At 66.1% G+C, this 13,741-nt stretch carries 8 protein-coding genes; 4 read left to right on the top strand and 4 right to left on the bottom strand.

Annotated features, from left to right (window positions below; all coding sequences use genetic code 11):
- Positions 1-5: 5 nt before the first annotated feature.
- Positions 6-3,941 carry a polymorphic toxin-type HINT domain-containing protein gene (locus ACJA3G_RS02340; RefSeq protein WP_406551153.1) on the bottom strand — a complete coding sequence of 1,312 codons (3,936 nt, stop codon included), beginning with the start codon at positions 3,939-3,941 and terminating at the stop codon, positions 6-8.
- Between the two features lie 401 nt (positions 3,942-4,342).
- Between ACJA3G_RS02340 and ACJA3G_RS02335 the strand changes: the two genes are divergently transcribed.
- The 4 genes from ACJA3G_RS02335 to ACJA3G_RS02320 all read left to right on the top strand — a co-directional run bounded on the left by ACJA3G_RS02335 (position 4,343) and on the right by ACJA3G_RS02320 (position 11,240).
- Positions 4,343-4,738 (top strand): hypothetical protein, encoded by a 396-nt coding sequence (locus ACJA3G_RS02335; RefSeq protein ID WP_406551152.1) that lies wholly within the window; start codon positions 4,343-4,345, stop codon positions 4,736-4,738.
- Positions 4,739-4,916: 178 nt separating this feature from the next.
- Complete coding sequence (locus tag ACJA3G_RS02330) at positions 4,917-6,401, top strand: FG-GAP-like repeat-containing protein (protein WP_406551151.1); 1,485 nt, start codon at positions 4,917-4,919, stop codon at positions 6,399-6,401.
- 704 nt (positions 6,402-7,105) lie between these two features.
- A complete protein-coding gene (locus ACJA3G_RS02325) occupies positions 7,106-8,905 on the top strand; it encodes an FG-GAP-like repeat-containing protein (protein ID WP_406551150.1) in 1,800 nt (599 codons plus the stop codon).
- A 304-nt stretch (positions 8,906-9,209) separates the two neighbouring features.
- Complete coding sequence (locus ACJA3G_RS02320) at positions 9,210-11,240, top strand: FG-GAP-like repeat-containing protein (protein ID WP_406551149.1); 2,031 nt, start codon at positions 9,210-9,212, stop codon at positions 11,238-11,240.
- Between the two features lie 317 nt (positions 11,241-11,557).
- Here ACJA3G_RS02320 and ACJA3G_RS02315 read toward each other — a convergent pair whose 3' ends face one another.
- From ACJA3G_RS02315 to ACJA3G_RS02305, 3 genes are all read right to left on the bottom strand, one after another.
- Positions 11,558-12,055: a hypothetical protein gene (locus tag ACJA3G_RS02315; RefSeq protein WP_406551148.1), complete on the bottom strand. Its 498-nt coding sequence runs from the start codon at positions 12,053-12,055 to the stop codon at positions 11,558-11,560.
- A gap of 797 nt (positions 12,056-12,852) precedes the next feature.
- The gene (locus tag ACJA3G_RS02310; RefSeq protein ID WP_406551147.1) at positions 12,853-13,281 is read right to left on the bottom strand and encodes an SUKH-3 domain-containing protein; all 429 of its coding nucleotides are present in this window, start codon (positions 13,279-13,281) and stop codon (positions 12,853-12,855) included.
- Positions 13,282-13,294: 13 nt separating this feature from the next.
- A complete protein-coding gene (locus ACJA3G_RS02305; protein ID WP_406551183.1) occupies positions 13,295-13,690 on the bottom strand; it encodes a YwqJ-related putative deaminase in 396 nt (131 codons plus the stop codon).
- Positions 13,691-13,741 lie beyond the last annotated feature (51 nt).

Here is a 13,741-nt window from a genome sequence, read left to right as displayed (position 1 = left end):
CTCTTTCACTGGTGAGTCGGGTTCAGTCCACCATTGGTGATGGTATTACCATTGCGCACTTCTACCCACACCTGGGTACCGTCAGGAAGGTTCTTAGTGTACTTCTCGAGGGTTCCATTTCCGTTGGGGAGTTCGATCTTTTGCTTAAGGTTCTCCGGACTGATTGCACTCTTGATCAGTGCGCGGTTCTCGGGAGTATCAGTCTTTAGATGTCCAGGGTGACCGTCGCGGAAGATGTGCGCGGTGTCGTCGCGGAACTGAGGCCCGCAGCCCGCGTTGTGCACGAGTACCGGTGTATGACCTGCCATCACGTAATAGGTGTGCAGGTCACTGACAGTCAGATTGTAGGTTCTTGCGTTCATCCCGAAAGCACGGTTTGCCTGCACGGTGACTGTACTTCCGTCAACCGTTCTCAGGGTCATGCCGGGGCGCAGGGAAGCGGCTTTAATCCAGGCCTTCGCCGTCGGCGACCAGAAAGGATGCTCGTAAGTCGCAGTGAGCTGCTCGGCACCAAGCGGAGTACTGATGGTGAGCTCGTTGAAGAGCTTGTCGTGCTCGGTGATGACGAGGCCAGTCACCGTACGCTGCCGAGTCAAGCCGTTGACGGGATCAGTAGCGACTACCGAATCCCCGACCTTTACGGCCTCGATGCTATTGCTGGCCCCGCCCGCCATTAGGACCTTGGTGCCCGCGAGGAAGCACGTGAGGCACTTTTCACCTGCCTTGACGGCTCGTGACCCCTTAGCGATGTCTTCGACGCCTTCGGCGGCTTTCTTAGCGAGCTTAAGCTTGCCGATAGGGAGCACGCCAGCTGCAGCAAGGGTGCACTTACCGAGGCTGGGATCCTTGACGCAGTTGAGGACATCGTTGATGCCGAGGACTTCCATGCCTCCCTTGAGGAGGAGCTGGGCCAAGTCCATGTCGACCGAGGGCATCACGATGATGGCGTTCTCGTCGTATACGCAGGGAGCCAGGCTGTCCCGGCTCATGAACTGGACGCACTTGTGCTTTTTACGCTCGCTCTGTTCCTGCTGCTTGCGGCGCTCATCAGCCTTGTGGCGAGCTTCAGCCTCTTCAGCCTGTCGCTTCGCTGCCACATCAGCCCATGCCTGGGATGCCAACTTCTGAGCCTCACCGGAACTCTTACCAGCAGACAAAGCAGAAGCGTAAGCGGAATCGGCGGCATCATTGGCCCATTCCGCAGAACTCCGGGCGTATGTGGCAGAAAATTCTGCTTGGGCTGCGGATTCGTCGGCTGCTGCGGCGTCGCGGTCAGCGGCATCGGCGGCGTTGCGGGCGGTCTGGGCTGACTTGGCGGCCTGATTGGCGCTGACCTGGGCCTGGTCGGCCGAGTCTTTGGCCGCATTAGCGTAGGTAGTGGCTAGTCTGGCGTTTTTGTCGGCTTCGGCTGCGGCTTCGTTAGCCTTGTCCTTGGCGTGGCCAGCGTCGGCTGCCGCCTTGGCGGCGAGATAGGCGTTCTTCTTGGCGGTGGCGGCTACTCCGTCGGCTTCGTTGATCAGGCGCTGGACCTGGGCGACGTGGTTGTTGGTGAGCTGGTCCTTTCGGTCGGCCATGTACTGGCCGACCTGGATGAAGGTGTGGAGTTGGTCGGCGGAGCTCTGCAGCGCGGCCAGGGCGGCGCCCTTGACCTCGGGGCCACCGTCGTTGACGAGCTTGCTCGCGAGGACTCGCTCGTCGATGTTGCGGGCCTCGTACTGGCCGCTGTTGAGGAAGGCAGACATGGCCTTGGCGCTGCCGTCGGCGAGGGCGGCCTTGGACGCCTCCTTCACACTCGGTCCGCCAGCGTTGTTGATCTTTGAGATCAGTACGCGGTAGTCGATCGCCGCCACCTCGTACTGGCCGCTTGCGTAGAAGTCGCGGACCCGCTGATCGCTGCCCTTCAATGACTCCGCCGCACCGGTGCGTACCGCTTCGTAGGGGCTGGCCGAAGCGAGGTCCGTGACCTGCTGGCGCACCTCGTCTGCTGCAGCCTTCGTGATTCCGGTCCGCAAGTAGTCAAGGATGGCGGTGTTGTCGCCGGAGAGGGCTTGAGCGGCTGCTTCCTGGCGCCAGGAACCGTAGTGCTTGAGTGCGCGCAGCGCGACCGCGCGGCCCTTGGCCGCGATGGCCTTGGTGTCGGCTCCGGGCTTGTCAGCCTCTACGGCGAGTGCGGCGGCATCGTTGGTGATGTTGGTGTCTTCCAGGGCGACCTGGGCGAGCTGTTTGGTGAACTCCTCGCTGGCGGTTTGGTTGGACTTGGCACGCTCAACAGCGGCGTGGTTGCGGGCGGTGAGTTCTTCGGTCTCTGTTTCCCGGGCAATCGCGAAGAGCTTCTTAGCGGAGGCGACGGCCGCGCTTGCGTCGTCGGCTGCCTCCTTGGCCTTGGCCGCCTGCTTGTCCGCTTCGGCGGACAGCCTGGTCGCGTCGCCCGCATATTTGGCCGCCTCTTCTGCGGCATCCGCAGCCTTCTCAGCGTGGCCGGCAGCCTTGTTCGCGTGGTCGCGGGCCTCGAACGCCGCGTCGGCGGACTTCGTGGCCAGGGCTTGGGCAGCGGCGGCGGCGCGGTTGGCTTCCCGGGCGTGGCGGCGGGTCTCTGCGGCTGCCGCCTTGGCCTCGCCGGAATGGATGCCGGCCGCTTCGGCCGAGGCGTTGGCCTCGTCAGCCGAGGCTGCTGCGGCATCGGCGTTGGCCCCGGCATCGGCCGAGGCCTTCGCTGCTGCGCCAGCGGCGACGGATGCCTTGCCGGCCTGTTCGGCGGCGGCTGCCGAGGTCTTGGCGAGTCCGGCGGCCTTTCGGGCGTTCTGAGCGTAGTTCTTGGCGTCTTCAGCCTTGTTCTTGTTGCCGAGCGCGGCGAGCGAGGCGTTGTAGGCGTCGTCCGCGGCGCTGGCGGCTGCGGCTGCGGCGCTCGCGGTCTGCGCGGCTGCCAGGGCGGCAACACGGGCCGAGCGGTTGGCTGCGTTGGCCGCGCCGATCGCCGTCTGCGCGGCTGCGGCCGCAGCCTTGGCAGCGGCCGCAGCCTGCTTGGCCTTGGAAGCGGCCATACCGGCTTCGGCCTTGGCGTCCTTCGTTTCGTCCGCAGCTGTCTTCGCTGCCTTCATGGCCAGGTCCGAGGCGGCGACCGCCTTGGCGGAGGCTTCCTGGGCTGCCTCGGTAGCTTCCTCGGCCTGCTGCCCGGCCTGGACGGCCTGCTCGTTGAGCTGGGCGATGCTGGCACGTTCCTGGTCGCGGTTGCGAGCGGTGAACTGGCCGATCTCGAGGAACTCGACGATGTCGTCCGGGCTGCCTTGCAGTGCGACCTTCCCGGCAGCCTTCATAGCCGGGCCGCCGGAGTTGATGAGCTTGGAGACCTTGACCCGGTTGTCGATCTTCCTGGCGTCGTACTGACCGTCGGCCAGGAACTTGGCCACGTCGTCCTGGCTGCCCTCCAGGGCAGCCTTGCCCGCGTCCTTGACGCCGGTACCGCCGAAGTTGATGATCCGCGACACCTCGGCGCGCTGATCTGTCTCGAACGGGGCCTTCCAGCCTTCCCGCAGGAAGGCGGCCACATCGTCTGGGTTCTTGGACTCGAGGGCCTTCTTGGCCGCTTCGCGTACCCCTGTGCCGCCCGCGTTGATGATCCGGCTGACATCGACCCGGTCATCGGTGCGCTGCAGGTCGTTTTTGGTGCCGAGGAACTGTCTGATCTCCTCGGGGCCTCCCAGGAGCGCGCGCTCTGCGGCCTCCTTCACCCCCGCGCCACCGGTTCTCCAGTACTCGACGGTCAGCCCACGGTTCTCTGACAGATCGACGGTGGAGTCCGCGGAGGCGGGTGTGGTGCTCAGCAGCCCGGCGGCGAGTACCGAGGGCAGCAGTGCGGCGTAAACGGTGCGCAGGCCACCCTGCCGCCGCTGTCTGTCTGATGGGGAGTGCGCAGTTCTCACAAAGGGCAGTGGACGTTTCACCCGTTTTATTCCTTTCGCGTCCAGCGCGAACGGTTGTAGCTGCCCACCCGGCAAGTGCGTCGAGGTTCCCCCTGCACTCATCAGGCAAGGGGAAGGTGCATGCGACTGCGAAGGCGTGTCTCGGTAGGCGCGGCTCTCCCCCGGGAGACCACAACTCCCCCTGGTCATGGGGTCGGGGGCGCGCTCAAGTGCATCTTACATATGTTTTACTTACGTGAATCTCATGGGTTTCTCATGTGCCTGTGCTCCATGATTGTGAGGATGTTGTGACGTTGTCCCGTGCCCGTAAGGCGCTCATATCGACCGGTGTTGGGGTGGTTGCGGCATCAGTCGGCTTCACTGCGCTTGTTGCGGCACAGGCAGCTCCCAAGGCCAATTCCTCTGCGGCGGACGCCGCTGACATGCCGTCGACCGCCGAGAGCTTCGCCTACCCCAACGCGGCGCAGATCCTCCAGAACCAGAAGATCACCCTGAAGCGGGGTGACGGTCACATCCTGTTGACCAACTGCGACAGTGGCTACGACATCCAGGTCGAGTCGTACATCGGCGGTCACTACTTCTGTTTCACCGTCAGCGGCAAGCAGGGCTTTGTGACGCTGGAACTTCCCGACGCCTACGGCATCTGGACCAAGGCCCACCCGGTGAAGGCCACCCTCACCGCCAAGGCCGACGGCACGCAGGAAGTCGTCAACGCCCCCGCCGCCCAGCCCGGCGAGCAGAACGAATACACCCCCGTCGGTGAAACCAGCGACATCGGCAAGCGCTCCGTCCTGGTCGAGCTGCGCGTGACCGGCTGACGGACGGGCCTCGGCCCTGACGCCGCCACCAGGCACTGCGTGAGGCTCGTGTCTCTGTACCGCTAGAGCATGCCCACCACGTCAGCGTCTTGACTTACGGCTACTGAGGCCCCCCGGCCGTCGAACGCCGCCCTGCCCGATCGGGCACCTTCTTCCTCTGCAAGCTCCAAGGATCACCATGTTTACAGTCAGTTCGCGCGCCGCGTGGACGACCAGTCTGCTCGCCACCGCGGTGGGAGCAGGACTGCTGACCGCTGCCCCCGCCACCGCCCTCGCCGGTGACGACACCAGGGGGAACGACTATGCCTTCACCGCGAAGCTGAACATCGGCGACCGCGTCGCCTGTTCGGGCGCCCTGGTCGACGCCCAGTGGGTCATCACCACCGCGACCTGCTTCAGTGACGGCGGCAAGCCGGCCCTGGCCGGCAAGCCCGAGGTCAAGACCACCGTCACCGTGGGCCGTACTGATCTGGCCCAGGCGACCGGCAGTGTGCAGGAGGCCGTCGAACTGGTCCCGCGCCCCGACCGTGATGTGGTGATGGTCAAGCTCGCCCAGCGCGTCCCGGAGAGCGCCGCCAAGCCGGTCAAGGTCGCCGCCAGGGCTGCGGCGGAAGGTGAGCAGTTGCAGGTCGCCGGGTACGGGCGGACCAAGACCGAATGGGTGCCCAACAAGCTCCACACCTCCGTCTTCACCGTCGCCTACACCGACCCTGCCTCCGTGGGGCTGAACGGCTCCGACAACGCGGTGATCTGCCAGGGCGACGCCGGGGCCCCGGCGGTACGCGGCAGCGGTGACGGCGCCGAGCTCGTCGCGCTCAACATCCGCTCTTGGCAGGGCGGTTGCCTGGGAACCGACGAGAACGAGAAGCGCACCAGCGCCCTCGACGCCCGCCTCGACGACCTCTCGGCGTGGGTGAGCACCGTGGTGTTCCGGGATGCGGCCGCGGCCCCGGCCATTACGGTCGCCGGTGACGACAACGGTGACGCTGTCACCGACCTGTTCACCGTCGCCGCGGACAAGTCCCTGAGCGTCCGCAGCGGCGCCCGCAACGGCTTGTTCGCCGCCGCCAGGCACCTGACCGGCGGCTGGGGCTTCGGTCAGACCACCGCCGACGACTTCACCGGCGACCGCCTGGCGGACCTGGTGGCCACCAACTCTGCCGGCGACCTGTTCCTGTGGACGGGCAGCAGCAGCGGTACGTACAGCTCCCCCAAGAAGCTGACCGGCGGCTGGGACTTCACCCAGACCACCGCCGATGACTTCACCGGTGACGGCAAGGCCGACCTGGTCGCCCGTACCGCTGGCGGCGAGCTGCGCCTGTGGCCCGGAAACGGCAATGGCGCCTTCGGCGCTCCGCGCAAGCTGACCGATGGCTGGGACTTCACCCAGACCACGGCTGCTGACTTCACCGGTGACGGCAAGGCCGACTTGATCGCCCGTACCGCTGGCGGCGAGCTGCGCCTGTGGCCCGGAAACGGCAACGGCACCTTCGGCGGCGCGCGGGCGCTCACCGGCGGATGGAACTTCACGCAGACGGTGGCCGGCGACTTCACGGGTGACGGCAAGGCCGACCTGGTCGGCCGTACCACCGGCGGGGAACTGCGCCTGTGGGCCGGGAACGGCAACGGCACCTTCGGGAGCGCCACCGCACCCGGGCAGTAGCACCCGTACCGGCCGATCAGATGCCCTGACCGATGCGGAGCAGGGGTGTCCGTGTGCCTTACGGACACCCCTCACGGCTATGGCGCTGCAGTCGTTCTGCGGCGAGTTGGGCCCTTGGCATCGTCGCGGCCGCACCGAGCAGGCGCACCTTCGCGTCGTAGCGCTCCCGCACCGAGCCGCAGGCCATCCATCCCATTCCTGCCCTGGCGGGACGAGTACTTGTTACCTGTCTTCACCCCGCAAAAGGAGAACTGTTCATGGGCACCCATCGCAAACCCCCGGACCGGCGCAGCACACGCGTGCGCGCGGCGATGGTGGGCATGCACACCGCTGGTATGTCCACCGCGCTGTTCGCCTTCGGCGTGCCCAGCCAGGCAGCCGCACAGCCGTCACCTGCGGGGCCGTCCGCACCCGACGCAGTGCCCTCCCCCGCGCAGTCGACCGCCCCCGACGCACAGCCCTCACCCACGGGGCCGTCGGTGACCACCGGTCAGCCCTCGCCCGCACGGTCGTCTGCGGCTGCTGGCCAGCCTTCTCCCACGAACCCGCCCACAACTGGCGGACTGCACTCGCCCGTCAAGTCGCCTGCGGCTGCCGGTCAGTCCTCAAGTGGTGCGTGGACACGGACTTGGGGTACGGCCCTTGCCACCGCGGGCCCCGCCGCCGAGTCGAAGGTCACCGGAGGGCAGACCATCCGCATGGTGGTGCACACCAGCACCGCCGGCAGGACCGCCCGCATCCACCTGGCCAACACCTTCAGCACGGAGCCCGTGACGATCGGGCATGCCACAATCGCCCGCCAGGACAAGGGGGCCTCGGCCCTGGGCACTCCTGTCTCCTTGACATTCAACGGTTCCCGCCAGACCGAGATCGCGCCGGGCGCCGGCGTCGACAGCGATCCCGCGGCGTTCCCGGTCAAGGCCGACGAGAACCTCCTGGTCACTCTTTACCTACCCAAGCCGGTTACGACGGCTCCGTACCACGAGTACACCCTGACGACGTCCTACGCGTCGGCGCCGGGAGACACCGCTGACCGTGCCACGGCCAGCAGCGGTGCGAGCTTCCCCGCACGCTTTGGCAACTGGGCCTACCTCAGCGGACTGGACGTCACCGCCAGCGCCGGTGGCGGCACGATCGTGGCGATCGGTGACTCGCAGACCGACGGCGGCCACACCACCCCCGACACCAATCAGCGCTGGATCAACGATTACAGCCGTGCCCTGCAGAGATCCGCGCACCCCAGCGGCATCGTCAACGCCGGGATCTCCGGCAACCGGCTCCTCACCGACAGCACGGGATCCCGCGCCTCCTACGGCCCCTCGGTACTCAACCGGTTCGACCGCGACGCCCTGGCCCAGCCCGGCGTCCGAAAGGTCATCATCTACGCCGGCGTCAACGACATCCTCTACAACAACGCCACCAGCCAGGCTCTCATCCAGGCCATTCACGACCTCGCTCAGCGCGCACACGCCGCAGGCCTGACCGTGACCGTCGCCACCATCCCCCCCTTCAGGGGTGACCCCGACTACACCGCGGCCAAGGAGCAGATCCGTCAGGAGTTCAACGACTACATCCGCACGACCCGGGACATCGACAGCTATGCCGATTTCGACCAGGCCACCCGTGATCCCTTGGACCACACCCGCCTGTTCGCCGGCTACTACACCCGCGGCGACGACCGCCTCCACCTGAACGACAACGGCAACCAGGCCATGGCCAACACCCTGGCGCCTGCCCCGGCCACCCGCCCCGCCCCCCACTTCACCCAGACGAGAGCGGCCGACTTCGACCGCGACGGCACCGCGGACCTCCTCGCCCGCGACAGCCGCGGCACCCTCTACCTCTGGCCCGGCAACCAGGACATCGACTCCCCGGGGCGCGGCGACGGAACCTTCGGACGTGTACGCCGCCTGACCGATGGCTGGAACTTCACTCAGACCACTACCGGCGACTTCAACGGCGACGGCAAGATCGACCTCATTGCCCAGGACTCCGCCAAGAACCTCCAGCTGTGGACAGGCCGGGGCAACGGTGCGTTTGACCGCGCCCGCCGCCTGACCGGCGGCTGGAAGTTCACCCAGACCACCGCGGGCGACTTCAACGGCGACGGCAAGATCGACCTCATTGCCCAGGACTCCGCCAAGAACCTCCAGCTGTGGACAGGCCGGGGCAACGGTGCGTTTGACCGCGCCCGCCGCCTGACCGGCGGCTGGGACTTCACCCAGACCACCGCAGGTGACTTCAACGGCGACGGCAGAACCGACCTCGTCGCCCAGGACAGCCGAAGCGACCTTTGGATCTGGAAGGGCAAGGGAGACGGCACCTTCCGCGGTAAGGAACTCCTCAGCCGCAACTGGGCCAGTACCCAGACCACTGCGGGAGCCTTCCGCGGTCCGGGCCGTGACTACCTCATCGCCCGCAGCGACACCACCGGCGACCTCAACCAGTGGATTACCGCAAACCCGCAGCTCACCAACCCCCTCCGACTCACCAACAACTGGTAACGGCAATATCAGGGCCAAAGTGCTTGCCCTCCTGCCTCAAAGACCCTTCCGCGTCGCCCGAACCCTTGGGCTCCACCGAGCGATACAGCCGTGCCGGGCAGCGCCGCTGCCCGGCACGGGCGCTCATGACCGCATAGCCCTGGCGAGGCTGCCGCATGCCAGCCGCACTTCCGTTCCGACGGCAGGGGGTGTGCGTACATCCGCGCATACCCCCGGCCAGATCGTCTCCACCACCTGCTCGACACAGCAACCCGTACGAGGAGAACCACCGATGACGCCCTCCCGCCCGCGCAGGTACCGGGGGATGACACGCATACGCGGGACGGTGATGGTGGCGACAGGGCTGTCGGCCGCCCTGTTCGCCGTCGACACCTCCGCCGCGGCGGCCGTCCAGCGCCCCCCGGCGTCATCGCCCGTCGCCGCCACCCGCACGGCGGCGGCCGAGTGGACCCGTACCTGGGGCACAGCCCTCGGCACGGCGGCCCCCGCCGCCGAGTCCCAGGTCACCGGACGCCAGACGATCCGCATGGTGGTGCACACCAGCATCGCCGGCAGCTCCGCACGCATCCACCTGGCCAACACCTTCAGCACGGAACCCGTGACGATCGGGCACGCCACGATCGCCCGCCAGGATCAGGGTGCCGCCGCCCAGGACACCCCCGTGTCCCTGTCGTTCGGCGGTACGCGACAAACGGTGATCGCACCGGGCCAGAGCATCGACAGCGATCCCGCGGACTTTCCCGTCAAGGCCGACGAGAACCTCCTCGTCAGCCTGTACCTGCCCGAGCCGGTGGCCACCGCCCCGTACCACCAGTACACGCTGACGACTTCGTACGCGTCGGCGCCGGGGGATGACAGCGACCTCGCCGCAGCGAGCGGCTCCAAGAGCTTTCCCGCGCGCTTCCCGCACTGGGCCTACCTCAGCGGGCTGGACGTCACCGCCAGTGCCGGCGGTGGCACCGTCGTAGCGATCGGCGACTCGCAGACCGACGGCGGCCACACCACCCCCGACACCAACCGGCGGTGGACCGACGCCTACAGCCGGGCGCTGCAACAAGGAGCGCGTCCCAGCGGCGTCGTCAACGCCGGGATCTCCGGCAACCGCCTGCTGACCGACAGCACCGGTACCCGCGCCGTCTACGGGCCCGCCCTGGTCCGCCGCTTCAACCGCGACGCCCTGGACCAGCCCAACACCACGCACCTGATCCTGTACTCCGGCGTCAACGACGTCCTGTACAACGAGGCCACCAGCGAGGCCCTCGTGGCGGCGGTCCGCGACCTCGCCCAGCGCGCGCACACCGCCGGCCGCACCCTCACCGTCGCCACCCTTCCCGCGTTCGAGGGGAATCCGGACTACAGCGCGGCCAAGGAGCAGGTCCGCCAGGAGTACAACCGCTACATCCGCACGACCCGGGACATCGACAGTTACGTCGATTTCGACCGGGCCACGCGTGACCCGCTCAACCCCACGCGCCTGTTCGCCGGTTACTACACCCGCGGCGACGACCGGCTGCACCTCAACGACAACGGCAACCAGACAATGGCCGACGTACTGGCCCCCGCCCCGGCCACCCGTCCTGCTCCGCGCTACTCCCAGACCACGGCCGCCGACTTCAACCGGGACGGCACCGCGGATCTCATCGCCCGGGACGGCCAAGGGGTGCTGTACCTGTGGCCCGGCAATCAGGACATCGACGCCCCGGGCCACGGTGACGGTACCTTCGGTGGTCCGCGTCAGCTGACCGGGGGCTGGAGCTTCACCGAAACCAACGCCGCCGACTTCACCGGCGACGGCAAACCCGACCTCATCGCCAAAGACACCGCCAACAACCTCCACCTGTGGACCGGCCGAGGCGACGGCACCTTCGACCGCCCCCGCCAGCTCACCACCGGCTGGAGCTTCACCGAAACCAACGCCGCCGACTTCACCGGCGACGGCAAACCCGACCTCATCGCCAAAGACACCGCCAACAACCTCCACCTGTGGACCGGCCGAGGCGACGGCGCCTTCGGCGGCCCGCGTCAGCTGACTGGGGGCTGGAGCTTCACCGAGACCACTGGCGCGGACCTCACCGGCGACGGCAAACCCGACCTCATCGCCAAAGACAGTCGGGCCGATCTGTACCTGTGGAGGGCGAACGCCGATGGCACCTTCCGCTCCAAGGAGCTTCTGAGCCACGACTGGAACTACACGCAGACCACCTCCGGCGCCTTCCGCGAGCCGGGCCGCGACCACCTCATCGCACGCAGCGACGCCACCGGCGAGCTCGACCAGTGGGTGAACGACGGGACCGCCCAGCTCACCAGCCGGCTGCGGCTCACCGGCGGCTGGTAACACCCAGAGAGCGAGGGACCGCTGAAATCGGCGGGCCGCACCTCATCGAGCGTCCCGCCGAACATGAAGGGTCATCTTATGGTGGTCTCTACCCGTACAACGCCGCGGAGTCTCTCTGTGAACCCGATCATGGGGTTGGATTCCTCCTGACGGCCCGGCTCGCCGGACCAGCAGGGCAGACGTCCCACGTGGGGAAACCGGCCCAGTTCACCAGCGTCCGCATGCGGCCCCGTACCGTCGAGGGCCGGCTCCTGGACGGCGAACCCCGACGAGATGTGATCTGATCGAGGTCACCGATCCGGGTGCTTCCCTTTGGCTCACATGGTCGGTACGGCAAGGCCTGAAGCCAACTCCGGGTGCTGGCGCTTCAATTCGTCGACAAGTACCCGAAGCGGCGAGGTGGTGCTCACGTTGGTGGCGACGACCCGAAGCGGCAGCACGATGCCCTCCCCGGACCGCAGCCCCAACCGCACTCCCCGCATATCCACCTGCTTCCGCGCCCCGAAAACTCGGACGTTCGCCTCCTCCTTGATCACGACCGCCGAGACGATGTCCTCCACACGGACGGAATCAGAGGGCGAGAGGCCACTCTTCACCCCGCCCCGTGGCGTCTTCCAAGCTATGGCCTCGGCGTCGACGCGGACCCAGATTTGAGAGGGTAGCGACAAAAACCGCACGACGACGAGCAGCGCCAGGAGCCCGAGGAACACCTGAGCCAGCACAGATGACAGACTCACGGCTACTGCGATCAATGCGCCGCCGAGGAAGAGAGAAACGTTTCTCGCTTGTCGCATCGTGTACATTCGGATCTTCAACGGAACTCCATGTCGTGAACGACTTCACACCGTAAAGTCCCTGCGAGTCGGCCATCACACAAGGCACTTATAAGGGAATTCAACAACTTCTATCTGCAGCAATGCATCTGAAGCGGACACCCAATTTACAGGCCGCCGCCTCACACCAAGGTTGCCTAGCAAATAACTATAGCCTCTCCCGCGCCTAAAGTTGAGACTACTACATCGAGCAAGCTCACGATGCCCGGAACCTCATCCTGTGTCACTTTTATGCTTACTTCAGCGAGTAACGCTAGGCCGTTCGGAGTCAAAATATCCGCCACACATGGCGCCGCATCTGCATAACCACCGATGCAAGCCGGTACGCAATGTGTGTAATACTCGACGAGCTGCGATTAGCCCGGGTTGTGGCCACTCGGGGGAAGCTCGAGAGGACACCTCGCAAGCACCTGGCCCGCGCCAAAATTTACTTGCGCCTCGGGCGGCCCTTGTCGCAGCCGGACTCTTCCGCATCATAGCCCGCGTGGTCTTGAAAGCAGTCCCGCCGACCGGGACGGAACCGTGTGCCCCCACAGGAGAAGACGCCCCTGCGGCGCGGCGCTGCTCCGACGCCGAAAATTGCACCGATTGCCGTAACTACACCTTTGGTTCGCAGCGCCGGTGCCGATCGGCGAGCCGCACGGCCCGTGCGTAGTCGCCTTTCGAAAGGACCAAGTTTTAGACCAACGACCCTCTATCAGGAGTACATCCGCAACTAAACCGGGACGGTAAAGACCCTCGCGCTCCCACTACTTGGGCACCTTACTCTCTAAAAATCCTCACGCGGCCCCGTCGTCGATGACAGTTGCGCGCACTCCGAGGACCAAGTTCTCCATCGCTTCTGGCATCCGCCCGAAAGAGGCGAGCCACGTCTCGACGAGATAGATCGAGCTGTCCTCGTCGATACCCAAGAAGAATCTCCCCAAATCGTGCACACCGATGGGAAAGATCGAGCGACCGACGTGCTCACTCCAATCCATGAATCGGTCCTCCTCACCCAGGCATTGCATAGGATCAAACTCAAATGGTTCTCGAGATCGACTAACGCCCGGGCCTGAAATGTCGACGGCAATGCCACCAAACTCCGCCAAAAAGCCCCGTGCAGCCGGATGCGCATGCAGCCCAGTTGCCTCGAAATGTTCGAGCCACGACTTTGTATCAACACTCCTTCCCTGAAACCAACCAGCAGCACGGAGCTCGCGTTCCACCTCTGCGGAAAATTCAACCATTGAGTCCCTCGAATTTCATTTCGAACGCATCCTCAAGCGCCACACAACTATCACAGGGCCCGACAACCATTCCGTGCTTAGCGTGCTCCACCGAGTTTCGCACAGTGACAGCCGCCGCACGAGCTCCGGTCGGATCGAACCCATCATTCAAGGCCTGCGATACGCACACCGCCAAGCCGCATCTGCCATGCCCCTGGCCACGCTCCAGCACGGGGATCGCCTCCAAAATCTCCTGGACATCAGGATGCAGATCTGGCGCCGCTCCTCGCACACTCGGACTGGAATAGATCTTTCCGTTCGGTAGCCGTATCGCCTCTGCTACCGCGGGACGCGCCCTCCCGGGTGTAACTGTCGAAGCCTTGTCCGCCTCGCTACGTGCGGCGGACATGACCTCACGCCCTTCCTGACGCGAAGCCGCCGCCCCCGCCTCCCCCTCGGC

Source organism: Streptomyces sp. YS-3, from assembly GCF_045257485.1.
GTDB lineage: Bacteria > Actinomycetota > Actinomycetes > Streptomycetales > Streptomycetaceae > Streptomyces.
This window is presented reverse-complemented; position numbering and strand designations above follow the sequence as displayed.